This is a genomic window from Anoxybacillus sp. UARK-01 (genome assembly GCF_002075365.1).
In the GTDB taxonomy this organism is placed as follows: Bacteria; Bacillota; Bacilli; order Bacillales; family Anoxybacillaceae; genus Anoxybacteroides; species Anoxybacteroides rupiense.
In genome coordinates this window covers 64791-91078 of record NZ_NASY01000031.1, presented here as the reverse complement: position 1 = coordinate 91078, position 26288 = coordinate 64791, and the positions used below count along the sequence as shown (strand labels likewise).

At 42.6% G+C, this 26288-nt stretch carries 29 protein-coding genes; 6 read left to right on the top strand and 23 right to left on the bottom strand.

Annotation, left to right across the window (positions count from 1 at the left end):
* Nucleotides 1–141: 141 nt before the first annotated feature.
* A complete protein-coding gene (gene yhzF / locus B6A27_RS19480) occupies nt 142–336 on the top strand; it encodes a membrane protein YhzF (protein ID WP_483294907.1) in 195 nt (64 codons plus the stop codon).
* 35 nt (nt 337–371) lie between these two features.
* On the opposite strand, the gene B6A27_RS04935 is transcribed toward yhzF, so the two are convergent.
* The 6 genes from B6A27_RS04935 to B6A27_RS04910 form a co-directional block, all read right to left on the bottom strand.
* On the bottom strand, nt 372–896 hold the full coding sequence (locus B6A27_RS04935; protein WP_066148070.1) for a tryptophan transporter: 525 nt from the start codon (nt 894–896) through the stop codon (nt 372–374).
* A gap of 113 nt (nt 897–1009) precedes the next feature.
* Entirely contained in the window at nt 1010–2092 is a 1083-nt protein-coding gene (gene serC / locus B6A27_RS04930) for a 3-phosphoserine/phosphohydroxythreonine transaminase (RefSeq protein ID WP_080860488.1), read from the bottom strand.
* Between the two features lie 497 nt (nt 2093–2589).
* Nucleotides 2590–2772 (bottom strand): sporulation YhaL family protein, encoded by a 183-nt coding sequence (locus B6A27_RS04925; RefSeq protein WP_080860487.1) that lies wholly within the window; start codon nt 2770–2772, stop codon nt 2590–2592.
* 99 nt (nt 2773–2871) lie between these two features.
* Nucleotides 2872–3816, bottom strand: a complete 945-nt coding sequence (gene yhaM / locus B6A27_RS04920; protein WP_080860485.1) for a 3'-5' exoribonuclease YhaM — start codon at nt 3814–3816, stop codon at nt 2872–2874.
* Nucleotides 3817–3905: 89 nt separating this feature from the next.
* Nucleotides 3906–5144: an ABC transporter permease gene (locus tag B6A27_RS04915; protein ID WP_080860483.1), complete on the bottom strand. Its 1239-nt coding sequence runs from the start codon at nt 5142–5144 to the stop codon at nt 3906–3908.
* Entirely contained in the window at nt 5137–6036 is a 900-nt protein-coding gene (locus tag B6A27_RS04910) for an ABC transporter ATP-binding protein (protein WP_044745629.1), read from the bottom strand. The genes B6A27_RS04915 and B6A27_RS04910 overlap by 8 nt, the downstream gene beginning before the upstream one ends.
* A 153-nt stretch (nt 6037–6189) precedes the next feature.
* Here B6A27_RS04910 and B6A27_RS04905 point away from each other — a divergent pair, with 153 nt between their 5' ends.
* Nucleotides 6190–6375 (top strand): YhzD family protein, encoded by a 186-nt coding sequence (locus B6A27_RS04905; RefSeq protein ID WP_080860482.1) that lies wholly within the window; start codon nt 6190–6192, stop codon nt 6373–6375.
* A 293-nt stretch (nt 6376–6668) separates the two neighbouring features.
* On the opposite strand, the gene B6A27_RS04900 is transcribed toward B6A27_RS04905, so the two are convergent.
* From B6A27_RS04900 to B6A27_RS04880, 5 genes are all read right to left on the bottom strand, one after another.
* Complete coding sequence (locus B6A27_RS04900; RefSeq protein WP_236631792.1) at nt 6669–8180, bottom strand: coproporphyrinogen III oxidase; 1512 nt, start codon at nt 8178–8180, stop codon at nt 6669–6671.
* 106 nt (nt 8181–8286) lie between these two features.
* Nucleotides 8287–9153, bottom strand: a complete 867-nt coding sequence (locus B6A27_RS04895; protein ID WP_066148056.1) for a Cof-type HAD-IIB family hydrolase — start codon at nt 9151–9153, stop codon at nt 8287–8289.
* Between the two features lie 92 nt (nt 9154–9245).
* The gene (locus B6A27_RS04890; RefSeq protein WP_080860480.1) at nt 9246–9599 is read right to left on the bottom strand and encodes a YlbF/YmcA family competence regulator; all 354 of its coding nucleotides are present in this window, start codon (nt 9597–9599) and stop codon (nt 9246–9248) included.
* Nucleotides 9600–9861: 262 nt separating this feature from the next.
* Nucleotides 9862–10995 carry a DUF445 domain-containing protein gene (locus tag B6A27_RS04885; RefSeq protein WP_080860478.1) on the bottom strand — a complete coding sequence of 378 codons (1134 nt, stop codon included), beginning with the start codon at nt 10993–10995 and terminating at the stop codon, nt 9862–9864.
* A 121-nt stretch (nt 10996–11116) separates the two neighbouring features.
* On the bottom strand, nt 11117–11527 hold the full coding sequence (locus tag B6A27_RS04880) for a hypothetical protein (protein WP_044745624.1): 411 nt from the start codon (nt 11525–11527) through the stop codon (nt 11117–11119).
* 100 nt (nt 11528–11627) lie between these two features.
* Here B6A27_RS04880 and B6A27_RS04875 point away from each other — a divergent pair, with 100 nt between their 5' ends.
* From B6A27_RS04875 to B6A27_RS04865, 3 genes are all read left to right on the top strand, one after another.
* Nucleotides 11628–11807, top strand: coding sequence for a hypothetical protein (locus B6A27_RS04875; protein WP_044745623.1), 180 nt, complete (start codon nt 11628–11630; stop codon nt 11805–11807).
* Between the two features lie 355 nt (nt 11808–12162).
* Complete coding sequence (locus B6A27_RS04870) at nt 12163–13068, top strand: PucR family transcriptional regulator (RefSeq protein ID WP_080860476.1); 906 nt, start codon at nt 12163–12165, stop codon at nt 13066–13068.
* Nucleotides 13069–13182: 114 nt separating this feature from the next.
* Complete coding sequence (locus B6A27_RS04865) at nt 13183–14292, top strand: ABC transporter ATP-binding protein (protein ID WP_044745621.1); 1110 nt, start codon at nt 13183–13185, stop codon at nt 14290–14292.
* 320 nt (nt 14293–14612) lie between these two features.
* Here the strand turns inward: B6A27_RS04865 and B6A27_RS04860 are convergent, their stop codons facing one another.
* Nucleotides 14613–14855, bottom strand: coding sequence for a hypothetical protein (locus tag B6A27_RS04860; RefSeq protein ID WP_066148042.1), 243 nt, complete (start codon nt 14853–14855; stop codon nt 14613–14615).
* Nucleotides 14856–15508: 653 nt separating this feature from the next.
* On the opposite strand from B6A27_RS04860, the gene B6A27_RS04855 reads away from it, so the two are divergent.
* Nucleotides 15509–15715: an alpha/beta-type small acid-soluble spore protein gene (locus B6A27_RS04855; RefSeq protein ID WP_044745619.1), complete on the top strand. Its 207-nt coding sequence runs from the start codon at nt 15509–15511 to the stop codon at nt 15713–15715.
* 55 nt (nt 15716–15770) lie between these two features.
* Here the strand turns inward: B6A27_RS04855 and B6A27_RS04850 are convergent, their stop codons facing one another.
* From B6A27_RS04850 to B6A27_RS04800, 11 genes are all read right to left on the bottom strand, one after another.
* Nucleotides 15771–16505 carry an amino acid ABC transporter ATP-binding protein gene (locus B6A27_RS04850; RefSeq protein WP_044745761.1) on the bottom strand — a complete coding sequence of 245 codons (735 nt, stop codon included), beginning with the start codon at nt 16503–16505 and terminating at the stop codon, nt 15771–15773.
* Nucleotides 16506–16519: 14 nt separating this feature from the next.
* Nucleotides 16520–17230: an amino acid ABC transporter permease gene (locus B6A27_RS04845; RefSeq protein WP_044745618.1), complete on the bottom strand. Its 711-nt coding sequence runs from the start codon at nt 17228–17230 to the stop codon at nt 16520–16522.
* Nucleotides 17208–18038 (bottom strand): amino acid ABC transporter substrate-binding protein, encoded by an 831-nt coding sequence (locus B6A27_RS04840; protein ID WP_080860473.1) that lies wholly within the window; start codon nt 18036–18038, stop codon nt 17208–17210. Before B6A27_RS04840 ends, B6A27_RS04845 begins: the two co-directional genes overlap by 23 nt.
* A gap of 331 nt (nt 18039–18369) precedes the next feature.
* Nucleotides 18370–19635, bottom strand: coding sequence for a hemolysin family protein (locus tag B6A27_RS04835; RefSeq protein WP_080860470.1), 1266 nt, complete (start codon nt 19633–19635; stop codon nt 18370–18372).
* Nucleotides 19636–20220: 585 nt separating this feature from the next.
* Nucleotides 20221–21246 (bottom strand): thiazole biosynthesis adenylyltransferase ThiF, encoded by a 1026-nt coding sequence (locus tag B6A27_RS04830; RefSeq protein WP_080860468.1) that lies wholly within the window; start codon nt 21244–21246, stop codon nt 20221–20223.
* The gene (locus B6A27_RS04825) at nt 21243–22010 is read right to left on the bottom strand and encodes a thiazole synthase (RefSeq protein WP_066148367.1); all 768 of its coding nucleotides are present in this window, start codon (nt 22008–22010) and stop codon (nt 21243–21245) included. The genes B6A27_RS04830 and B6A27_RS04825 overlap by 4 nt, the downstream gene beginning before the upstream one ends.
* 2 nt (nt 22011–22012) lie before the next feature.
* Nucleotides 22013–22216 carry a sulfur carrier protein ThiS gene (thiS, locus tag B6A27_RS04820; RefSeq protein ID WP_066148030.1) on the bottom strand — a complete coding sequence of 68 codons (204 nt, stop codon included), beginning with the start codon at nt 22214–22216 and terminating at the stop codon, nt 22013–22015.
* Nucleotides 22217–22228: 12 nt separating this feature from the next.
* Nucleotides 22229–23365, bottom strand: a complete 1137-nt coding sequence (gene thiO, locus B6A27_RS04815) for a glycine oxidase ThiO (RefSeq protein WP_066148027.1) — start codon at nt 23363–23365, stop codon at nt 22229–22231.
* An 18-nt stretch (nt 23366–23383) separates the two neighbouring features.
* A complete protein-coding gene (tenI, locus tag B6A27_RS04810; RefSeq protein ID WP_066148024.1) occupies nt 23384–24013 on the bottom strand; it encodes a thiazole tautomerase TenI in 630 nt (209 codons plus the stop codon).
* A gap of 12 nt (nt 24014–24025) precedes the next feature.
* The gene (locus tag B6A27_RS04805; RefSeq protein ID WP_066148021.1) at nt 24026–24811 is read right to left on the bottom strand and encodes an energy-coupling factor transporter transmembrane component T family protein; all 786 of its coding nucleotides are present in this window, start codon (nt 24809–24811) and stop codon (nt 24026–24028) included.
* Entirely contained in the window at nt 24786–26276 is a 1491-nt protein-coding gene (locus B6A27_RS04800) for an ABC transporter ATP-binding protein (RefSeq protein WP_080860466.1), read from the bottom strand. The genes B6A27_RS04805 and B6A27_RS04800 overlap by 26 nt, the downstream gene beginning before the upstream one ends.
* Between the last annotated feature and the right edge of the window lie 12 nt (nt 26277–26288).

The following is a 26288-nucleotide window of genomic DNA, read 5'->3' as shown; positions in this document are numbered from 1 at the left end:
CCATTATTATTTTATTCTATTATGCCAGTAAAATAAAAATTAATAAAGATACAAATGTTAGAATTTTTAAATAAAGAATAACACATCTCGAGACTCATAGTTAAAGAACAAGGTACATATAGTGAAACATAGGAGGAGAATATGATGGTTTATATAATGTCCTTTTGTTATATTCTTAGTGTTGTTTTTCTCTGTCTTGCAGCAGCCACATTTTTTTCGCTACATAAGGCCAAAATGTATCCGCCCAAAAGAATATTGCAGCAAAGGCTGCTTTTATATATATTTGCCGCTGTTTTTTCTTTCTTGCTGGCCTGGTCGCTGCAGCACTTTTTATAGCAAAACCCGACCTGAAGCGATCGGGTTTTGTTGTTTTACGGTTGTGCCGCCATATTCGTCCGCTTAAAAATGGACGATACAAGCGGATATACGAATAAGATAGCAAGGGTGTTAATCAAGGCTGTTGGCAACACAACCGTAACGAACAAGCTTGAAAAAGCCGCACCTCCAGGCAGGCCGACAACAAGTAGAGCGACTGTCAAAAAAATCGTGCCAGAAACGATCGTTCCTATCGCTGTTAAAACAGCGGCCCCCTTCGTTGTTTGTCCATATTTTTTCATCATAAGCAACAAAGCCAAAAATATAAAGGCTGTCGTTGGTTTATCAAGCAGATTGGGCAATAGCCCCCCTGGAAAGCTTGTCGTAATCCCAGAAATGATGCCGGTTGCCATTCCCAGCAGACCGACTGACTTTTTATCAGGAAACAACAAAATGCCCAAAAACATCATCAGCAGCATCATATCTGGCTTCATGCCAAAAAAGAATCCAGGAATTGCACTGTGCAGCACTGCACCAATCCCCACAAACAGTGCAAGAGAAACTAAAACTTTTGCTTTCATTTTCTCATCTCTCCTCATCTAAGCTTTCTAACCTTCTCTTCTCTAGTACCTTTTGCCTATTACAAGATTTTTTACATTATACTACTTTATCGCATAAAAGTGAAGAAAAATTTTTAACCAAAATATTTTGGGAACTCCTTCATAAATTGCGCTAACGCTTCACATGCTTCCAAAGGAACCGCATTATAAACAGAAGCGCGGCAGCCGCCAACAGAACGATGTCCCGCCAATCCAACAAAGCCGCGTTCTTTTGCTTCAGCCAAAAATCTTTTTGTTACTTCTTCGTTTGGCAATGTAAACGTAATATTCATTAAAGAGCGGCTGCCTTTTTTCGCGTGCGGCGCATAAAACCCATCGCTTTCATCAATTGCGGCATAAATAACCCCTGCTTTTTCTTGGTTGCGTTTTTCAATCACTCCCACTCCTCCCTGCTCTTGGACCCATTCGAGCACAAGCGAGAGCATATAAATCGCAAAGGTCGGCGGCGTATTATATAAAGAATTACTTGTGCTATATGTGCGGTAATCAAGCATGGTCGGCAGATTTTCTGGAATTCTTTCAAGCAAATCGTTGCGGATAATCGCTACTGTCACACCGGACGGTCCTAAATTTTTTTGCGCTCCGGCATAAATGAGAGCAAATCTCGCCACATCGATCTCTCGGCTTAAAATATCGCTCGACATGTCGGCAATTAAATCGGTATCCGCATCCGGAAACTCGTTCCATTGCGTTCCAAAAATCGTATTGTTGGATGTGATATGTAAATAAGCGGTCTCTTCGGAAAGCTGAATGCTTTCATTCGCTGGAATGTACGCGTAATTCTCTTCTTTACTCGATGCGGCAATATGCGTTTCTCCTACTTTTTTCGCTTCTTTCAACGCTTTTTCCGACCAAGCCCCCGTTAGCACATAATTGCCCACTCGGCCATCTGTCAGGAAATTCATGGGCACCATCGAAAACTGCAAACTTGCTCCTCCTTGCAAAAAGAGCACATCATGCGTATCGGGAATATTCATAAGCTCTTTTAATAATTGCTTTGCCCGATTATGGACCTCATCATACTCTTTGCTGCGATGGCTTAATTCCATCACCGACATGCCGGTGTCGCGAAAATCAAGCAGTTCCTGCTGTGCACGCTGCAATACAGCAAGCGGAAGCGCTGATGGACCTGCATTAAAGTTGTATGCCCTTTTCATCTGCTAGATTCCCCCTACTTTATTTCTTTACTGAACAACAGTTATTTATTATCCTAACATGAAACCTAAAAAAATAAAGCTTATTTTTTGGAAATTCTAAAAAATAACTTTTGGGATCAGATACAATCGATTTACGGATGGTCCTTGTGCTGTTATAAATATGAGTGATCGCTATTTGTAAATCCCCGTCTCTTGATCACCGACATATCGGAGCACCATAGGCTTATATGGACCAAATGTTGATGTTGGCACATCAAGACGCCACGGATAAAAAATAAAATCCTTGTGCCTATCACAAGGATTCAAATGGTTGATAAAGTTCCTTTTTGCTTTGTCTACAACCATTTTATACAATTATCCCCATTCATAGCAGCATTTTTCTTAAAAACGCTTGACAGACAAGGAACGCTGCCGAGTGAAGGCGCTAATCGAACATAGCGTTCATAAACGGACGAACGGATGAAAGCGTTTGGCAACTGTTTGAAGCCTTGTGCCTATCATAAGGATTGCTGCTGCCGGCGCATTTTTTCCTCTCGAATGCGCTGCATATAAATTTCTCCTTCTTTTTCAATGAAGGCTTCATCGATTTCTCTCTCTTTAGCCGCCGTTCTCACCGTCATGTACCCGCTAAAAATAATTCCAGCAATGACAATATAAATCCACCATGGCAAAGATAGCACATTCTTCCCCCCTATCTACTCAGCTTGTCTTATTTCCACTATATGATTCAACGATCGTTTTTATGCACAAAAAAACAGAAGCGATCTGCTTCCGTTATGTTATTTTTGAAATGTCGGCTTATAAAATGAACGGTTGTCCAACGCAAAAATCCGTTCGGTAAACTCTCCGGGCTTCACTTTTTCCAATGCGCGATCAATCATATTCATTTTCGCATCTAAATTATCAATATAATGAAGAATCTCTGCCTCTTTCACCATTGGCGGCTTCGGACTCCCCCACTCTGCTTTTCCGTGATGGCTCAGCACCATATGCTGCAGAATGACGACTTCCTCGCCAGCAATTCCAAGATGCTCAGCCGCCTTGCCAATTTCGCCTACCATAATCGAAATATGTCCAAGTAAGTTTCCTTCAAGCGTATAGGTCGTAGAAATAGGCCCTGATAATTCAATCACTTTACCAAGGTCGTGCAAAATGACTCCCGCGTATAGAAGATCCCGATCCAGCGATGGATAAAGGCGAGCGATCGCTTTTGCCAAATCAAGCATCGAAACAACATGATAGGCAAGACCGGAAATAAATTCATGATGGTTTTTCGTAGCTGCCGGATACTCCAAAAATTTGCTTTCATACTTTTTGAGCAAATGTCTCGTAATGCGCTGGATATTCGGATTTTTCATTTCAAAAATATACTGCGTGAGTTTCTCCGTCATTTCGTCCCGCTTCATTGGCGCAACTTCAAGAAAATCGGCGATCCGTACCGGATCCGCTTGATTGGCCGGGCGAATATTGCGAATTTTAAGCTGTGTACGCCCCCGGTAGTTGCTAATATCTCCGAATACTTTGACAATGCTTTCCGGCACATACACATTTTCATCTTCTGATGAAGCATCCCATAGCTTTGCTTCAATTTCGCCTGTTTTATCTTGCAAAATAAGAGTTAAAAACGGCTTCCCGTTACTTGCGATCCCTTTGGCAACAGATTTTATCAACAAATAAACATCGACTTGTTCTCCGACTTCGTAATGAATAATCCCTTTTGCCAAGCCATTCTCCTCCGTTTCCGTATTTGCCTATCGTCTAGTATACCATATCCAGCTTAGGCAAAAAATAAGACCTTGCCTAAAGCAAGATCTTATTTCTTCGTTAGCTCAAGCGCTTTTTTCATATCTTTAAGCGAAGTCGATTTCCCATACATTAAAACGCCGCCACGGTAAATTTTCGATCCTAAAAAAGCAAACAACACAATCGTGCCGATTAACAACACAAGGCTCAGCGCTACTTCCCAGAAAGGGATATTCAGCATGCCGATCCGCAGAAGCATAATCATCGGTGTAAAAAACGGGATAAAGGAAGTCACCGTAATAAACGAAGCTTCAGGAGCATTCAAGCCAAACATGGCAATTAAAAAAGCGGCAATGACAAGCATGGTGACCGGCATAACGACCTGCTGCACTTCTTCCGCACGGCTGACCATAGAGCCAAGAACGGCAAATAACGTGGCATATAAAAAATAACCGAGCAGGAAAAGGACGACAGCATAAACGAGCGTCGAAACCGGAAGATGTTCAAAGCCTAAAAGCTGCAATAGCTCTTTTCCACTGCTTTTCAAGGAGCTAAAACCAATCGCAAATAAAACCAAAAACTGTGTCAAACTGAGGAGAGCCACTCCAATAATTTTACCGAACATTTGCTGAACGGGAGGAACGCTGGAAACCAGAATTTCCATAATACGTGATGATTTCTCGGTCGAGACCTCTGAAGCGATCATCGATCCATACATAAGCACGAACATATACATGGCAAACACTAAAACATAAACAAGTCCTCTTGCTTGATTTAATTCCTCTTCCGTTTTCGCGTTTTCCTCCAACGCGATTTTTTGGAACGACACCGGCTCATACAGCTGCGTTATTTGCTCCTGCTTTAAGCCGATTTTAGCCGTCGCCATCGCCGTTTTGATTTGCTGAAGCGCTTCTTTTACTTGATCGGATGTATCGCTATCAGCAACCGTCTTCGCATAATATACCGCTTCAGGCAACTGCTTATCATCATAAGCAATTTTTAAAAAAGCTTCCCATTGACCGCTCTCTACCTTTTGCTTCGCCGCTTTCTCCGATCCTTGAAAGAATTCCAGGCTGATCTTTTTGTCGCCGCTTTTTTCAAGCTGCGCCTTCAACGGCTTATACATCTCCTCCGTTTGATCCATCACCGCAATCGTTTTCTTTTCATTTTTGTTAAAAAAGTCAATAATGTGGGTGATATTCGTCACTCCAAGAATGAGCAAAGAGGTAATCGCAGTCGTAATAATAAACGATTTCGATTTCAGTTTTGTGATATACGTATGCCATAGGACAATCCAAAATTTATTCATATGCCGCACCTACTTTTTCAATAAAAATGTCATTCAAAGAAGGTTCCTCTAAAGCAAATTTCCGAATAAACCCTTTGTCGGCAATATGGGCCAGGATGTGTTGGGAAACGTCTTCATCTTCCACCTGCAGATGAATTCCTTCCGCTGTTTGCTTTGCTTTCATGACTCCCGGAAAATGGCGCAGCTCATCAAGCGGAAAATCAGCATGAATAATAATGTTTTTTTTGCCAAAGGATCGCTTAATCTCTCTCAGCGCCCCGTGGACTACCGGCTTGCCGCGATGCATAATACACAAATATTCACACAACTCCTCCACATGCTCCATGCGGTGGCTTGAAAATACGATAGTAGTGCCATTATTTTTTAAATCAAGCACCGCCTCTTTCAACAGCTCCACATTCACAGGATCAAGGCCGCTGAACGGTTCGTCCAAAATTAACAGCTTCGGTTGATGCAAAACCGCAGCAATAAATTGAATTTTTTGCTGATTTCCCTTTGACAATTCTTCTACTCTTTTTTCCGCATATTCAGGCACTTTAAAACGGTCGAGCCATTTTTCCATTTCTTGAATGATCGTTTGCTTATCAAGGCCGCGCAGCCTTCCTAAATAAATAAGCTGTTCCCTCACTTTTAATTTTGGATACAGGCCTCGTTCCTCCGGCAAATACCCAATTAAATGGCTTTTAGCGTATGTAATGGCTTCATCGTTCCATTGGACCGCTCCCGACGTTGGCTCAAGCAATCCTAAAATCATGCGGAATGTCGTTGTTTTACCCGCTCCATTTGCTCCAAGAAATCCAAACATCTCTCCTTCCGGAATACTTAACGTAAGGTGATCAACCGCAGTCACATTTCCAAAACGTTTCGTTACCTGCTCGAGTCGTAAGCTCATCGCTACTTCCCCCAATTTTGAAATAAAAGATAAAATTTCCACATTATATTACACGTTTTATGTTATCGAAAAGTTTCACATTTGAGAAGGAAATTTTCAAAAAACAGCAAAATATTTAATGTTCATTCATTATTCAGCAAAGGAGGAGCGATCGTGCCGACATTTACTTTAACTGCTTTTGATAAAAATGGAGAGACGTTATTAAACGAAACATTTGAAGCACACAATGAAGAAGAAGCTAAAAAAATCGGCGAGCAAAAGCTGCGTGAGCATAACTGTTACGATAAAACGCATCGTTGCACGACCTCAAGCGGAAAATTGATTTTGTTTCATCGTTAATGACAAAAACCCCGAAACATTCGGGGGTTTTTTCCGTTTCATACCACTGTCCATCGTGTTTATTTGACGTGAATCGTCACCGTCCGCCATGACGCGTTCATGTTATGGTTCGACAGCTGGGCCGATCCTATATTCCCGTTTTAACAAATCACGCGGGCGAATGATACGTTTGTTTTGAAGTGTGTGTCCGGGCCGCAAGCGGACGGTTCTTGCCCCACAGTCGCAAATATAAACAAAAAGCGGGTTTCCGATTTTAACGGATGCCCGCTTTCCGCCATATTTACGCAGAACGTTTAACGAAACAACTCGTCCATCATTTTCAGTTTTTCCTCTGTATAGTGTACAAAGTTTTCATTATATACTTTCGGTTCTTTCGGATTAGCAAAACGGGTAATCGCTCGCGTTTTCGGGTGGACAAATTTGCTTGATGCCCCACATCCGAGACCGATAATCGATTGTTGCTCTTCCATAATCATAATGTTATAAAGGCTTTCTTGTCCCGGAAGCGCATACCCTACATTTTCTAGATTACCGAGAATATTTTTCTGGCGGTACAAATAATAAGGTACATAGCCATGACGCTTTGTCCATGCTTCGGCGTTTTTCATCATCGTCTGAATCTCTTCACGGTCGGCCACTCTGTATTTTTCTTTGTTTTTTGTCATTTCTGACGCCCGTTTAAACGACAAAGTATGGACCGTCAATGACTCAGGCAGCAGCTTTTCTGTTTGCGCAAGTGTGTAGTTAAACTGTTCGATTCCTTCTCCCGGAAGACCGATAATTAAATCCATGTTAATGTTGTTCATCCCCATCTGGCGCGCCAAATGAAATTTTTCCACCGTCTCTTCAACCGTATGATGCCGGCCGATCGCTCTCAGCGTTTCCTGAATATAGGATTGCGGGTTGATGCTGATGCGGTCGATGTTCCACTTTTTAAGCACCTCCAGCTTTTCCGGAGTGATCGTATCCGGTCGTCCTGCTTCTACTGTTATTTCTCGGACGCGTTCCATATTTGGGAACGATTGATACATCTGCTCGTATAATCGATCCATTTCTTCAGCAGTTATACTGGTTGGAGTACCGCCGCCGTAATAAATGGTCGTAATATTGACGCCGCGCTCCTTTAAAAACTGTCCGACTTCTTTTATCTCATAATGGAGACCAGCTAAAAAGGCATCAACCGAGCCTTGGCGTCCATTAATCGCATAGGCTGGAAACGTGCAATACGCACACTTTGTCGGACAGAATGGGATGCCGATATAAATGCTTACTTCATGGGCAAGGTCATATAAATCGGGGACAACGGTTAGTTGCCGATCCACAATTTTTTGCATCAGCTGAATTTTTTCTTCGGTTATTAAATAATCTTCTCGAAGCTGGCGATGCGCTTCCGTTTGTGACAGACCTGACCGCAATTTTTGGTGCAGCAGCTTAATCGGGCGCACTCCGGTTAAAATTCCCCATTGCTGAATCATTCCCGTATATTCTTGAAAAAGTGTTAGATAAACATGAAAAACCGCCTGTTTCCATTGTTTCAGCCGCGCTTTCTCGTCGTGGCACAAACGCAAATCTGTTTGATAATCATGCTTCCATTCATGCCCGCTGGCCGTTTCAATGAGCATCCCGTTCACGATGCCCATTTCTTCTCCATGCAGCGAAAAGGTGACAACTATATCAGCAGCGGAAGAAGCTGGTTCAAATAATAACTCATATTCTTCAAAAAATAATCCTGTTATCACTTCAAGCGGGCGCTTAATTTGTTCCAAGGCATGTAATCCGTAAATTTGAATGCGCAATGATATCACCTTTCTACGTCAAACTTATTTAAGTGTACAGAAGGCCGTTTATGCTCGTCAAGTGACGATTATTTCCGAACATCATAAAAGGCTGAGATTTCATCTCAGCCCCCTTTCATCGCTTCATTTTCAATTTATGCAAAAACTCTGGACGCTGCTGCTTGCGAAAATGCTCTTTAATCATGTAAGCAACCCCGAGCTGTTCGTTAGAACGCGTAATCCAGTCCGCTGCCTTTTTGACCTCAGCAGGCGCATTTCCCATTGCCACTCCTAATCCCGCCGCTTCAATGGCTTGAATGTCATCGATTCCATCACCAATGACAACCATTTCTTTTAATGAAATTCCTAAAACATCCCCAAGTCTTTTGAGTCCATCTAGCTTGGAGACACCGCTTGGCACAATTTCTACTTTTCCATTCGGATGTTCAATCATATCAACCGTTGGAAATTCCTGTCCTAGAAGAGAAGTCACCTCTTTTTTCTCTTTTTCATTGGCAAAATATACGTCAATTTTAGGAACAGCAATTGGATCATCGCGCAGAACATCACTTAGCGAATCAACAAATTGAGTTGGATAAAAAAACGGATCTCCAGAAGACAGCACGGTTTTTACCACCAATTGCTTCTGAACCTTTTTACGATTTCCAAGCGAGTATCGTTCATGCATGAGTCGAACATTGCATGAATAATTTTCCAAAATTTGCACAATATTAAATGTCCGTTCCTCTGGAATGGTCGCCTCATATAATTTCTCATTTAACGATTTTCCGATGATCGCTCCTTGAAACGTGATAATCATCGTATTTAATTTTAACGATTTCGCTATTTTTCGCGCTGATAGCAAATTTCGCCCGGTCATTAATGTCACATATACTCCTTTTCGTTTGACAAATTCCACTGCTTCCTTTGTTTCCTTTTGCAGACGCCCATTCTGTTTTAAAATCGTCCCATCGATATTAAGAGCAAGTAATTTATAAGACAAAGCAGCTTCCCCCTTTTCATGTTGTCACACTTGCCTATCACATAGCTATGACAAGTAGGATAAAAAAAGAACACTCAATTGAGTGTTCTCCCTTATTCAGCAAATGAGCGATATAATTCTTCAAGCGGTTTCATGATGATTTGGTTCATGTCGGCAATTGTCATGCTCATGCGCTGTTCAAGCGCCATAAGAGTTGATAATTTTTCATTTTGCTGTGTCAGCGTCATTGCTTTTTGTGCTTGTTCCACTTCTTCTGGAGAAATGGCCGCTCCCGTAAACTGCTTTTCGTGTAGCTGCAGCTGCAATTGCCGGAAATGATTAAACATGCGATAGGCAGTTTCATCGCGACGCACCGCTTCATACGCCCGCTTGAGCTGCTGGAAATCCTCGCTCGTGCGAATCGCCTGCTCTAATTGTTGAGCCAGTGTATACAATGAATTGGACATAAAATAGCCTCCTAAAGATAAAAATTACGGTTATTCCTAAACATATGCGCTCCTAAAAAACAATATGACACCAAGTGATCAAGCGAGCTCCTCAGCCCATATATAACGGATGAATGAGTGGGGCGTCCGATCCCTTGCCGAATGGATGGCGAGAAAATGAAAACATATCACTACTGTTGGGGATTCAATTCATTTGCTAAAAAACAAACTGATAGGGCTTAACGTCAGCTTTTTTGCTTCTTCCTAATATTAACGCGACCTGCTAAAACCACAATCCGACAATCGCTTGAAAGATTCCGATGATTCCTCCCAAGAGCGCTCCTAAATACGTAATCATCTTAAATTCGCGCTGTGAAATTAACAGAATCATTTGCTCAAGACGTTCAACAGGAAATTTTTCCACTTCTTTACGAACAATATCAGCGACTTGCAAGCGTTCGATAAGCGCTTCTACTTGACCAATAATCCATTGCCGCGCTTTCTCTATTGACTTTGGAATCCATTCATTGATAATAGACTCACGATACATAGCTGCAAGATCTGCTACTTTTTTCTCCCATATTTCATTTTGATGAATGGCTTTTATCACCCAATTGCGCAGCGACTGCTGAATCCGTTCTTTCCCAATAAAAGCTTCCGCCTCTGCAACAGAAGCGGCGGACCACTTGTGCCACTCATCCAATAAAAGCTGGGCTAGCATTTGTCTTGTCCCTTGATGTTTAAGAAATTTAATCACTTCTGGCTGGACTTTGTCAACAAGATTTACATTGCCTAGAAACATTTGCAGCATGTTTCCAAACATGCCACGACCAATAAAAAATTCGTCAATCATTTGGGCAATCCGTTGTTTTCCATCCTCACTTTGAAAATAGCTGAGCACCCGATCTGCGATATAATCGGCAAAAGCACTTACCCTTTTCTCTACTTGAACGCGCACCTCAGCTGGCAGGACATCATAAATCCTTTTATTTCTTAAAGGAGCTAGTGAGCTTTCATACGTATCTTCGAGCCATTGTGCTATTTTGGCATCAATCCATTCTTTCGGGGCTCTCATGCCAAGCTGGCGAAGCAGCCCGTCCACTGTTTGCTCGCTGCTCAGCCAACGATCGGCCAACTGTTGTCCCCATTGAATCACACCGTCTATCAGTTCAGCCTCCATCAACTTGCGGCGAATTCCTTCCGCTGTCAACAGATGCTCTACTACCATTTTCCCTAACTGATGCGCCAGTTCTTCACGCCGCTTTGGGATTAACCCTGGTGTAAAAGGAAGGCGTTTTCCATAGACATAAATCGGCTTATACGGACGAAATAGCATTTTTATCGCTAGCGCGTTAGTGACTCCTCCGATAATCGCACCAGCAGCAACCATAAACAGCACATACAAAACGGTTTCCATCTTCCTTCCTCCGCTCTGATGTTTACTTATTTGCCTAATGTCTCATTATATCGTTTGTTCGGTGAAAGCGCAAATAGGTGACAACGGAGGAAAAGATGGTCGATCATTTCTTGCACCAGCTTTATATAAGCTGTGCTTGTTCTCTCTCTTTCTGCATCCACTGAAAAAAACAACGGCTATGTTCCAATGAATGCGTTAGCGCTTGCTCTGCCGCATATTTCGGTGCTTTCGCGAGCTGAGTGTACATGCGATAATACAGCATGTTTTTTTCTATCTCATGAAAAAACAAAGCTGCCACCATTTCTTCAACGTGCTGCACAGCTTGACCTTTATCATTTAAGGCTCTTTCATACGGAATTCCTCTTGATACCATAAATAAATATTTCCATATTTCATGCTGTTTTTGTTCTTTCGCGATATATGAAGTCAGCCATGACTGCCATTGTTCATCACATAGTTTCTCTAACAATTGCTCCGCTAATTGCCATGTCACAAATGTAGCGCGAATCGCTTGTTCTAGCATATCCAACATATTTTCCCTCCTGCTATGCTTGTCCATTTGCCTTCATATATATGAATGAAGGAGTTTATATATGACAAAATAAACTTAACAAGCAAAGGAGGGTGGGAAGATGGATCACAAGCATCAAAAAGATTCCTGTCACGAAGGACGCGATAAATATTACATGGACATTGATCGCATGATTAATGAAGGAATGGCAGGAGGTTACGTACATGCGCGCCATGAAGCAACAAATATTGAAGAAGCACATGAGCTAATAGAAGAAGAACCGCCACATGAAATAAGCTAAAAGCAGATGCCGATTTTCCTTTTTACAGGGAAAATCGGTTTTTTTGTATAATAAACAATAGAAGACTGACGGCGAAAATAAGGAATCGGGCCAAGATAAAATCAGAATATGACCACCATAGCTGAGGGATTTTATCATTTCCCTAACACCGCGATATCAGTTCAACTGGCAACTAAAATAGATTTTCTCCGGAGTCTCGACGATCAGATAAGCCTGCTTCATTATCCAAAGACTGAAGCACCATCACTTCCATTCATTCGACTGTGAAATGGTCCATTGTTCCGCCATAGGTCCGTCAAAAAACAATAGGCTCCATCCAAAAGTTAAAACTATGACAAAGAAAGGAAGGCGCACAATGCTCGAACAATTAAAAGCTCATTTTAAAGATGCGCTGCTCATCAATGAACAAACAGAACAAATGGATAAATATGAATGGTTTTATACAAAACAAGGAGATCGAATCGGTATTTTAAAAAAAGCACTGACCGAGCGGGAAAAACAGCTGTTGTCCATCTTCTTTATCCCTATGCTCCAGAATCAGCGGCTACTGACAAAAGAGGAATTCGCTTGGCATTGTTTTGTTATCCAAGGAGATGATACACCGCTTCGCCTTCTTGATAACCACTCTCCTTATTACCGCTTTATTCACTTTCAAACCAAACAAACTGCAATAGATCAAGCGGACTTCCACGAAGCAATAGCCGGTTTGCTTGATGAAACATTTATGATTATTTGGGAAAATGAATATGGGGGAGTGATTATAGAAAAGCGACTCAGCCAGGTGGAAAAGCATCTTCCGTTTCTTGAGATGATCGATACCCTTTCAAGTGATTTTTATGTAACGCTCCATGTATTCATTGGCCAAACACATCCAAATCATCATGAGCTTTATCGCCATTTTCGCCTTGAAAAACAATATTTCAACTGGGCTAAAACATACATTCAAACACAAACCGTTTATACGATTGAAGATATATTGCCGATCGCATTGATTCATCATCATCCAGATTCGGAAACCATTCAACATCTCCGCTCCATCGTTCATAGCATTGATGATGAATTGCTCGAAACCATCAAAGTATTTTTTCAATGCAATTTAAATGTTTCATCGGCTGCCAAAAAACTTTATATGCACCGCAACAGCTTGCAGTACCGCCTCGATAAATTTATCGAAAAAACAGGAATCGATATTAAACATTTTAAAGGCGCGGTCGCTGTTTATTTAGCCATCTTAGCAACTGAATCCATAAAGAATCACTAATTCATCACGCTGCCTAAAATCTTCGCTATTTTTTGTGCACATTGTCCATTTACGCCTTCCGCTATTTTCCGTATGATGAAGAAAAAGTGAAAACGATTTCGCGGAGGGATTCAAATGGCTGAGCTTCGTTTAGAGCATATTTACAAAATCTACGATAATAACGTAACGGCTGTAAAGGATTTTAATCTCCATATCCAAGAAAAAGAATTTATTGTCTTCGTTGGCCCATCAGGATGCGGAAAATCGACAACGCTTCGGATGATTGCTGGCCTTGAGGAAATTTCAAAAGGCGATTTATATATTGACGGCAAGCGCATGAATGACGTAGCTCCAAAAGATCGCGATATTGCCATGGTGTTTCAGAACTATGCGCTTTATCCGCATATGAGCGTTTATGACAATATGGCATTCGGATTAAAATTGCGCAAATTCCCAAAAGCAGAAATTGACCGTCGTGTTCGCGAGGCTGCCCGCATTCTTGGACTGGAACAATATCTTGATCGCAAGCCAAAGGCTCTATCCGGTGGTCAGCGCCAGCGCGTTGCCTTAGGGCGCGCCATTGTCCGCGATGCCAAGGTGTTTTTAATGGACGAGCCGCTTTCTAACCTTGATGCTAAGCTTCGGGTGCAAATGCGCTCAGAAATTGCAAAATTGCACCAACGCCTAGAAACAACTACCATTTATGTAACACACGATCAAACTGAAGCCATGACGATGGCTACCCGCCTTGTTGTCATGAAGGATGGCGTCATTCAGCAAGTAGGCACGCCAAAAGAAGTATATGAAAAGCCGGAAAACATTTTTGTCGGCGGCTTTATCGGATCGCCGGCCATGAACTTTTTACGAGGAACACTGGAAGATGGCCAATTCGTAACCGGTTCCGTCACGATCGGCATTCCTGAAGGAAAAATGAAAATGCTGCGCGAGCAAGGATATGTAAATAAAGAGGTCATCTTAGGCATTCGCCCAGAAGATTTCCATGACGAGCCCGTGTTTATTGAAGCTTCACCAACTACAAAAATAATCGCAAACGTCGAGGTGGCGGAATTGCTCGGTGCCGAAACGATGGTTTATTCGCAAATCAACGGCCAGGAGATCGTTGCTCGCATCGACGCTCGTACAGAAATTAAACCAGGCGAACAAATCGAGCTGGCTCTCGATATGAATAAAGCCCATTTCTTTGATATCGAAACGGAACAACGCATACGGTCCAGCAATGAATAACGCCCTTCAACATCTGCCGCATCAATAGGGAATTTAAGCGGTCTTTTAGCCGTCAAATGTTTCAGCCCAATCGCATGATGAATGAAACGGCTCAGTTGCGGTCATGAGAAACAGGCCAAATATCCAAGGCAAGCCCGTCACTTGTCTCCAGCTATTGAAACCATTCCTCATCATATAGTCAGACGGAAGACAAAGTCCACATAAACTTTGTCTTCCGTCTTTTTACGCATCATCCATTCATGCACTTCGCTTGACAAACAAGGACAGTGGTACAGAATTCAAATGTTGATTATCAGTCTGCCCTCTTCATGAAGCAGATGTCACTCTTTTATAAAACGGACCTCCTCTATTCGACATTGAGGACAATAAAACAAATGAACACATTCATGATGTTTCAACGTCATTGGATATCCATCCACTTTTTTCATCGTATCAATCTCCATATATGGGCTATAATCATCAAAGTAGTCTGTTATTTTACCGTGATCCTCCAAATCTGTCCCACAGTGGGAACAAAAAAAGATTCGTTCTCTTAATCCATTGCAAAGCGGACAAATATTCATCTGTGCATCCTCCTGTTGAAAAGCTACCTCTTCTCAATATTCCCAAATAAGCATAGATAGATGTACTCGTGCTGCTAGTTAGCCATTGAACGCAACAATGATCGATATCACTTTGATCTCTATATTTCTCCTCTATGTGAACAGAGCATAATTCATGGCATCAGCAAAACGAGCACAAACCCGTGGTTTTTTACAAATTCTGTCCATTCATCATATATGCATAGCACAAGAAGCAGCAATCAGTCGATTGGAATTGGCACCATGATGATAAATGTTTTTTGGTCAACTTGACATTTTCACATTTATATAGATCCAGCGTCTGAGTCTGTTTTTTTGACAGCCGGATCAATGGAAAAACGCCGCTTTACAGAGCCATCAATAGGTCTGTGAAAGCGGCGTTTTTCCGAATCTTCGTCACGTGAATGTGCGGTGATATTTCAAGCTGAATTGATACAAGTGTAAAAATACCAAAAATTACTAAGAATGAATGAAGAATAATAATAAAAAAATGTTTCAAACTACTAGTACTACTTTCACATTCACTACATTGGGGTTCGCCAAGTTGGGCAGCATGCATCAACAGCATGCGGCGCTGGTGCAAATCCAGCCAACCCACCATTTAAATACTTAAATTAATAAGGAGATGATTTAACATGGCTCGTAACAACAACTCTAATCAAGTACTAGTTTCTGGTGCTCAACAAGCGATTGATCAAATGAAATACGAAATTGCACAAGAATTTGGTGTAAATCTTGGAGCTGAAACAACTTCTCGTGCGAACGGTTCTGTTGGTGGAGAAATTACAAAACGTTTAGTTGCTATGGCACAACAACAACTTGGTGGCCAGTATACTCGATAAAACTGCATATACATGGCAAAAAGCCCCGAGCAATGAATCGCTTGGGGCTTTCTCATTATTCGATAAGCCGCAAAAACTGTTTGGTTCGTTCATGTTGAGGGTTTATAAATAATTGTTCCGGTTTTCCCTGCTCAACAATGCGTCCATGATCCATAAAAATAATTTCATCTGCTACTTCTTTTGCAAACCGCATTTCATGCGTTACAACAACCATTGTCATCCCTTCGGCGGCCAAATCTTTCATCACCTTTAGCACTTCTCCTACCAGTTCAGGATCGAGCGCTGACGTCGGCTCATCAAAAAGCATGACTTCCGGCTCCATCGCAAGTGCCCGAGCGATGCCAACCCGCTGCTGCTGCCCTCCCGATAATTGAAATGGATATTGATCCGCTTGCTGAACCAATCCTACCTTTTTCAGTAAGTCCATGGCTTTTTGGCGCGCTTGTGCTTTCGCTTCCTTTTTCACCGTTACCGGTCCTTCCATTACATTCTCAAGCGCCGTCATATGAGGAAACAGCTGATAGTTTTGAAAAACCATTCCCGTCAACCGCCGGAAAGCATGAATCTCCTGCTTGGCAACGGATTTAGCAAAATCAAGCTCCTTTTCTCCGATCCTAATCTTGCCCTTATCAGGTTTTTCTAGCACATTGAGGCAACGCAGCAAGGTGGTTTTTCCAGATCCAGAAGGTCCGATAATAACAACAACCTTCCCCTTTTGAATCTTCAGATCGATTCCTTTTAGCACCTCAACTTCGCCAAACTGCTTATATAAGCCTTGTACAGAAATCATCATTTCTTATCTCCTTATCGAGCAATGTAACGATTCAAACGTCTTTCGATCCGATCTTGAATGATCGATAATCCAAAGCATATGACCCAATAAATCAAGCCTGCTTCCGTATACACCAGCAAAAACTCGTAGTTAGTCGAGGCAATTTCTTGCGCTTTTCGAAACATTTCTGTTACAAGAATTAAGGAGGCAAGCGATGTATCTTTCACTAAGCTCACAAACGTATTCGAGAGAGGCGGAATCGAGACGCGGGCCGCTTGTGGAAAAATCACACGCCGTAAGACTTGTCCATAGCTCATGCCAATCGAATAAGCAGCTTCCCACTGTCCCTTTGGAATCGATAAAATCGCCGCACGAATAATTTCAGAAGCATAAGCACCGACATTTAATGAGAACCCAATGACAGCTGCTGGAAAAGGATCAATGGTGACCCCTAAATTCGGTAAGCCGTAAAAAATGATAAACAGCTGAACGAGCAAAGGAGTTCCGCGAATAGCCGATACATATACTCTGGCCATTCCATGAAGCAGCTTGATGCCGGAAATGCGGGCAAGCGCCGTAAGAATCGCTAATAACAATCCGATAAAAAATGTAATAATCGTTAACGGAATCGTATTATATAAAGCTCCCTTCACTAGAGGGAGAAGGGAGCTTTGAGCGATTGATGCAAGCCGCTCCAAACGATCATGATCCATCATTATGTTATTTAGATAACTTAGATACATCTTGACCAAACCATTTCTCTGAAATTTTTGCGTATGTTCCGTCCTTCATCATATCTTGTAAAGCTTGGTTAACAGCTTCCACCAATGAATCATTTCCTTTTCGGAACATGAGACCGCTTTGCGAAGCATCTTTGTGTGTAGCGACAACTTTAATCGGCGCATTCGGCTTTTGTTTTAAGTAATCAAGCACAGACAATCTATCATTAATCGTAACATCTACCCTTTTTGAGCTTAACAATTCCACTGCCTGATTAAAGCCTTCCACTCCGACTATTTCCGCGCCGTATGAACGTGCCAAGTCGGCAAAATTGCTTGTCATGGATTGGGCGGATTTTAATCCTTTGATGTCCTCAAACTTTTTCACTTTGTTGTTATCCTTATGAATCAGTAAAACAGCAGCTGATGTCGTATACGGAATAGAGAAATCGTATTTCTCTTGCCGGTCTGACCGAATGCCCACTTGGTTGGCGATCATATCAAACCGCTTCGCATCTAACCCGGCAAACATCGCATCCCATTGCGTTTCCATAAACACTGGTTTCACACCAAGACGCTTGGCCACCTCTTTCGCAACCTCTACATCAAAACCTGTTAATTCCCCATTTTTGCCATGGAAGGTGAATGGCGGATACGTTCCTTCTGTACCGATGCGAAGCTCTCCGTCTTCCTTTATTTTTGTCAATAAATCCGTTGAATTTTTTGCTCCATTATTTTTCGCTCCATTATTCGCTTTCTGGTTGCCGCATCCGCTTAACAGCAACGCAGCAATAACGAGCAATAAAGAGCACATAGTAAACAGTTTTTTCATTGATGAACCCCCATTATTCCTATTGGTTTTATAACATATGTCATCATAAAAGAAATAAAAGAAGTTGTCAAATCCATTGTTTTTTGACAAGCTGATGATGAGGAAGAGAAGCTAGCAGACTGCCTTCGGAACGCGTAACAAAGGCTTTCTTTTTAGAATAAATCAGTAATTTATATTACAAATGTTGATGATCTATTTATTATAGCTGCCAATAAAAAAGAGTGTTCATCACTCTTTTCAGACTGTTGCCAAGCGCTTTCTCGACCGTCTTGATTATGCCTAAAATAGTTGTAGACAAAGTCCAATTGGACTTTGTCTACAACTTACTCCATTACGCATTTTCAGCAATCGGTTCATTTAATGAAACAAGTACCTTGCGGATTCTTCGGTTTTCCACTTGACGAACCGTTAACGTAAGAGGGCCATATTGGAGCGTTTCTCCGACGTTTGGAACGCGCTCAAACATTTCGAATATCCATCCGCCCAGCGTATGAGATAAGCTTTCCGGCTCATCAATCTCCATCAGTTCACAAAACTCATCAAGCGGCAACTCGGCATTTAACTCATAACTGTATTCATCAATTTTATGAACATTTTTTACCGCCTCGTCATGTTCATCCCATATTTCTCCAACAATCTGTTCAATAATATCTTCCAATGTAATCAGACCAGCTGTTCCTCCGAATTCATCCACAACAATGGCCATATGCACTTTACTTTTCTGTAAAGCCGGCAGCAAATCGGAAATTTTCATTGACTCCACAACAAAGAGAGGCTTTCGCAGCAGTTCGCGAATATTCACATCCCTTTGCTGGACAAGCTGGCTAAAAAAATCGCTTTCGGACAGGATACCGATCACATGGTCAATATCTTCCTCGTACACAGGAATGCGCGAATACCGCTCCTCTAAAAAAATATCGCGGATTTTTTCGATCGGCATGCCGGCCTCGACAGCGACCATATCAATGCGGGGCGTAAAAATTTCGCCAACTAAAATATCATTAAAATCAAGCGAACGATGGACAAGCTCCTTTTCTTTATTATCGATAATCCCTTCTTCTTCGCTTAAATCAATCATTTCTTTAATCTCTTCTTCTGTTACAGACGGACCTACGATGCCATGTGTCAACCATTTTGTCAGTTTTCCTTTTAAACGAGCGAACAGCAATGTGATGGGAAATAGCATTTTGATAAACACGTACATCACACTTGAATATTTCAAAGCAACCGATTCAGCGTGTTCTTTTGCAATCGATTTCGGTAATATTTCTCCAAAAATTAACAAAAGAAACATCATCGCGATACCGCTGACCAACAGACCGACATCTTCTCCTAATAAAGGAAACGCTATTTTGGCAGCGATCAAGATAGCGGAGATATCGACAATGTATTTCGCTACAATCACGGTAATTAACACATGGTCTAAATGCTCTGCAATATAGAGAACTCGCTTGCTTCCGTTCCGCTGCTCGTCTGCATCATGCTTAAAGCGCGCTTTATTTATCGAAGAAAACGCCGCTTCTGCTGAAGAAAAAAAGGCTGACAAAAACATCAATAAAAGAAGTGAAATAAGAAGGCTCAGAGGCAATTCTCCCAAAGAATATTCACACTCCTAAACCGTTTCTTTGTTATTATTATCCATTCTATTTATATGTATTATCATATCAAATTTTTCACAAAATGCCTATAGCATAAACAGTGCAAAAAGCTGCAGTCATACGACTGCAGCTTTACGAATCTAAAATCACAGCGCCAATCACAAAAATCAATGTTAACAGCGAAGCAATATTTAACGTAACCGATAGCTCCTCCATTTTTCCCCTCCTTATTCATCGACAAAATCCCCCACCTATAAGGTAGCACTTTCTTTGGAAACAAACGAAATAAAAATCGTACAATTTATTGACAGATTCAAATGGTTCAAACCAATCCTATGACCCGGCGCTTTTTTATTCCTTGATTTGAACACCATCTTTTAGCCTAAGGAAGAAGGGAAAACTTTAGCCGATCACCGAATGCTTCACAGCGCCACGAAAGCGACTGAAAATCGCATGGTTCAGACCTTTGCTACACATTTGTACTACACCGCAGTTGACCTCTTCTCTCTTTATTTCACCTTCAAGCCGGCTGATTATAGCGCTTTTCCTGCATAAAAAATCCCTCTGAATAATCAGAGGGCGAGTTATCCTAAATAACGATAATAAATCGTTTTGGCCGTTTGAGTATCTTTCGTCCCATGAATGAGCGCACGCCCATCCTGAAAGATGACAAAGCGATAGTCTCCAAGAGAAACCGATAGGAGATACGGGTTAGCTTCCGCAACCAATCCTTGTCGCAAAAACAATTGCGCCAGCTCCTGCAAATCATAATTGCGCTTTGTAGCAGGGCGAATTTGCACGGAATCCCGTCCGCATAATACGGCCGTTTTCGTTTGCATTTCATACGATAAATAGGGATAAGTCGGATGTTGACCGCAAGATGGACAATGGCTCTTTTTCACTTGATCCACACGAATGGCGGCATATTGATTATTCCAAACATCAAAAGAGACTAACTTCCGGCGAAGTGAGCTTTTATCTCCGACTAATAGCTTCAGCGCTTCTGCCACTTGATAAGCAACGACCATTTGTACGGCTGGGCTGATAATTCCGGCTGTATCACATGTCGGACCGCCCGCAGGCAGCGTTTCAAGCAAGCATTGGAAGCATGGCGTTTCTCCAGGGAGAAACGTGTAACTTAATCCATAACTGCCGACACAGGCTCCATAAATCCAAGGAATGCGATATTTGCATGACACGTCGTTAATGGTCATGCGCGTTTCAAAATTATCGGTCGCATCAATGATGACATCTGGTTTAAGCTCGCTTGCTATTCTTTCCAATTCCTCCGCGTTGGCATCGCCAATGATCGCTTGAATGGAAACGTCCGAATTAATTCGTTCCAGCCTTTGCTTAGCGGCAATCGCCTTCGGAAGACGTTGTTTCGCATCCTCCTCACTATATAATTGCTGGCGCTGCAAATTGCTCCATTCTACATAGTCGCGATCGATCAACGTTAATTGGCCAATGCCTGCCCTTACAAGCGCCTCGGCACTTCCTGTTCCTAATGCTCCCGCTCCAACAATCAGGACATGCTTAGTGGAAATCCTTTGCTGTCCCTCTTTGCCGATAGGGGCAAACAACTGTTGGCGTGAATACCGTTCATTCAAACAACGCTCATTCCTTCCGTTGGGCTGCTTGCTGTCGCATACCGTTTCCGCGGAATTCTTCCTGATTCGTAGCCAAGGCGTCCTGCTTCAATGGCCAGCTTCATCGCCTTAGCCATTTTTACCGGATCTGCTGCGCCAGCAACAGCTGTATTTAATAAGACGCCATCGGCTCCCATTTCCATAGCAAGCGCCGCATCCGCTGGGCTGCCAATACCTGCATCTACGATCACAGGAACTGTTGCTTGCTCAATAATAAAGCTTAAATTGAGAGGATTTATAATTCCCTGACCTGAACCAATTGGAGATGCTCCTGGCATGATCGCATGGCATCCCATCTCTTGTAATCGTCTTGCCAGCACGACATCATCCGATGTGTAAGGAAGTACAATAAATCCTTCCGCTAAGAGCTTTTCCGCAGCTTTTAGCGTTTCTACCGGATCAGGGAGCAACGTTTTATCGCAACCGATCACTTCCACTTTAATCATATCACATAGACCAGAAGCTTTGGCTAATCGGGCAATGCGTACAGCCTCCTCTGCCGTTTTCGCACCTGCTGTATTAGGAAGCAGCTTATATTGGGTTAAATCTAACTGTTCGAGAAAATTAGGCTGGTTGGGCTCAAAAATATTCATCCGCCGTACAGCGAATGTTAAAATTTCAGCTCCCGACACTTCAACTGCTTCTTTTTGGATTGAAAAATTCGGGTATTTTCCTGTCCCTAATAAAAGCCGTGATTGAAATTCATATGGTCCAATTTTTAACATCATCATCCGCCTCCTACAAAATGAACAATTTCAATGCGATCTCTATGACACAAAGATATTTCAGCATAACTAGGCTTCTCGATAATATCCGCATTCACTTCAACGATGACAATCTTTTGATCTAATTGAAAATGAACAAGTAAATCAGCAACTGTTCGAACATGGTCAGGCACATGAACCATTTCTCCATTAATTAACAATTCCATATTTATTCACCTCTACACTGTGCTTATGGCATCGTGATGTCTTGTCACAGCAAAAGGGGTGATATCAAGTTCTCCGCTTCCCTTCCCTTCGACAAGATCCGCGATGAGCACCCCTGTAAGCGGGCTTAATAAAATGCCATTCCGATAATGTCCAGAAGCAATCCAAACATTTTGATAATGAGGGTGCTTTCCTATATAAGGCAAGCCATCTTTTGTTTGCGGTCTGATACCTGCCCATGATTTCTCCAGCTCGGCTCCGCCAATGCTTGGAACGAGCTCTTGGGCTTTTTCAAGCAAGTGAGTGACTCCTTGTACGGTTACCTTTTGATCAAAGGTATGCGGAGTGGAAGTCGCTCCAATTAATATTCTGCCGCCCCTCTTCGGAACAAGATAGCAGCCATTTTTAGCAAATAACGTTGCTTGAATAAGCGGCTTTTCTGTTTTAACAAGCAGACATTCTCCCTTAACAGGATAAATGGAAAGCGAAAGACCCGTCTTTTCGAGAAATAACGCAGACCAAGCCCCGCCGGACACAACCACAGCGTCTGCTGCAATCACTCCTTGATTGGTGCGGAGTTCATATAAACCTCCCTGCTCTTTTATATCGATGACTTCCGTAAACTCATGCCACTGCGCTCCATATGCCATGGAAGCTTTAGCAAAAGCAAGCGAGAGATGCGGGGCGCTTACTTGTCCGTCTTCAGCGATGTACATAACTCCCTTAAGCGTTGGGTTCACATTCGGTTCAAGACTTGCCAGCTCCGAAGCGGACAGCCATTGAACAGGCTGTCCCATCTTCCTCCAAAACTCATAGTGTTCTTGAAGCGATTTTTGCTCTTCCTCTGTCACGGCTACTTTTAGCATGCCTTTTTGCACATAGCCAATATCGATGCCGGTCAGCTGCTTTAGCTCCTCTGCAACTTGTCCAAACATGGCACGGCTTTTCAAAGCCAATGAAATCAGCGGGCTATCGCTTGCAAATTCCGACTGCGCTCCAAGCATCCCTGCAGCCGCACTGGATGCTTGACTCGCGATTCGCTCCTTTTCGAGTACGACTGTGCGTACATTTCGTTTCGCTAACTGAAACGCGATCGAACCACCAATGACTCCGCCGCCAATAATCGCAACATCATAATGATTATGAGCCATCCTTACCCCTTCCTTTATTTATTTACATGCCGATCCTTTCGTATCAGGATCACATGCTTGCATAGCATAACGTTTTACCTGAGCCAACGGATCCTTCGCTAAAAACACACCGGACATCACGGCTACTCCGGCAGCACCTGCGCACCATACTTGTGAAACATGATCAGGTTGAATCCCGCCAATAGCGATGACAGGAATGCGAATGGTTGCAGCGATTTCCTGCAGCTCGCTGACTCCTCTTGCCGGTATCCCCGCTTTACATTCTGTCGGAAAAACATGTCCATATATACAATAATCGGCTCCATCCCGCTCCGCTTCGATCCCTTCTTCTAATGAATGAATGGAGCACCCAACAAGAAGCGACGGAAAATGAGCTTTGACCGCTTTTACTGATAAGCTATGATACGCCAGCTGTACTCCTTTTACCCCGCAGGCAACGGCTACATCGACCCGGTCATTTACAATGATCTTTTTGGCTGGCACACCAGCATAAAGTAGAGCCTCAATCCATTTCACCAGCTCTTTTGCTGTTTTGTTTTTTTCTCGTATATGAATCGCATCCACATGCGAATGAATGAGCGAAGAAATGGCAGCAAACTCTTCAAGCGACTGAGTTCCCGTTGAGATGACATGAAGCGCTTTCTTCATCAAAATCCCTCACTAACGCACATCTGTTACTGGAATATACGGCAAAACGATTCCTGTATAGCAGGCAAGGGCCGTTATGCCAATGATGATCAGCAAAAAGATAACATCATATTTGCTAAAGCCAATTTGATAATAAAACGTTCGATTGGTCTGATTAGAAAACCTCTTCGCCTCCATTGCCACCGCAATGCGCTGTGCTCGGCGAATGCTTTGCGATAAAAGCGGAATCGCGTATCGCTTTAGCTTGGTGTTGAGCCCGCGCTCCGCATCCGCTCCACGTACTTTTAAAGCATTACGCACGGTCTGAAATTCCTCCAGCATAATCGGCAGCAAGCGAATTCCTGCCAAAAAGCTGTACGCATATTTGGGCTTCAGCTTTAACTGCTGCATCAGCGAATAAAACAAGTAAACAGGACGCGTGGTTAAGGAAAAAAGCAAGCCTAAAAGCGCAAATGATAAAGCGCGAAAACCGAGATGCATTCCCCTTAAAAAGCTTTCTTTCGTAACATGCACAAGTCCCCATTGAAACCAAGTCGTTGTTCCCTCCCCAAACATCGTCATGGAAGAGGCGGTCGAAACAAAAATCACGAAAAAAGGGACAAAGAAAAGCAACAAGTATTTAAGCGGATAACCAGTATAAAGGAAAAACAACAGCAAAAAGCCAAGCGAAAAATTCATTAATACATTTGGGTTATGCACGAATAACACAGCCACAAATAATGCCAGCATCACGAGCAATTTTAAGCTCGGATTCGTTCGGTGAAGCCATGTTTCACGATAGCTTATATTCCATCTCATGGCTCGCATCCTCCTTGCCTAATTCTTCATCAGCTGTCGTTTTCCTAATGATCGGTTCATCATGAACGAGCTTTCCTTCAGCAATGGTCCATCTTCTTGTGGCAAAATGCTGCACAATTTGTTCATCATGAGTGACCATCATAATCGTTGCTCCTTGCTCCCGGTATGATTCAAGCAATTCTAATAGCGCGAACGTATTTTTGGCATCTTGTCCAAAAGTCGGCTCGTCCAATAAAAACACTTTTTGGCCGCCAATGATGGAGGCCGCAACACTCAAGCGACGCTTCTGCCCCATAGACAGCTGATAGGGGTGCTGATCTCGTTGTTTTTCCAAGTGAAAGGCCGCCAACAGCTGTTCAACCTTTCTAGAAATTTCTTCTTCCGTGCGCTTTTCTAAGCGAAGAGAATAAGCCATCTCTTCCCAGACGGAATGGGTCACAAACTGAAACTCTGGGTTTTGGAAAACAAAAGCCATATGGCGAGCGATTTGTTTCGTTTTTTGCAGCTGTTTGCCATAGAGTTCATATGTGCCCTCGGTTGGAATCAACTTCATGAGCGCATGCAGCAGCGTGCTTTTGCCCGCTCCGTTTTTCCCCGTTACCGCAATCCACTCTCCTTCGCAGACACTTGCTTGGTCGATGTGAATTTTGGCTTCTTTTTTGCGATATCCTTTCATTTCTTTTAGATAAATGATTTCATGATCTGATGCAGAAGCTGGCTGTTCATTTCTCCGCTTTTTCCTATAATCCTCCCAAACTCCCGGATACCAAATTCCTTGTGAAGCAATCACAGATTTATAGGTTTGAAAGATCGAAGCCGCATCGCCGTCCGCGATCATGTCTCCGCTTTCATTAAATAAAATGATGCGGTCCACGAAATCCAGCACATGTTCAATTTTATGTTCGACGACAATCACCGTTTTATCATGAGCAATTTGTTTTACCGTCTTCCAAATTTCTGCGGTTCCCTCTTCATCAATCATCGCTGTCGGCTCATCAAGAAACAGTACATCAGGCTCAAGCGCAAGAACCGAAGCAAGCGCCAGACGTTGCTTCATTCCTCCCGATAGCTCATGAATATTTGTATGTGGCTGGATTGATAATCCAACCATTTGCAGCAATTCACAAATGCGATCATCCATTTGTTCACGGGGCACCCTGATATTTTCTAACGCAAAAGCAATTTCTTCATCCGCAAACGGCATGCAAAATTGCGAATCAGGATCTTGAAACACATATCCCCAGTTATCAGGCACCTGAATATGTTTCGCCTTCATAGGAATGTCCACTGAATGCGGAATTAATCCGCAAAGCACTTGCAACAGCGTCGATTTGCCGCATCCAGATGGACCTAACAGCAATACTTTCTCCCCTCTTGAAAAAGAAACTGACAAGTCTTTAAACAGCAAGCCTTCTTTTCCGGGGAATTTGAGCCGCAGCTGGTCAACAAAAGCTACGAGTTCCATTTTCTTCACCCT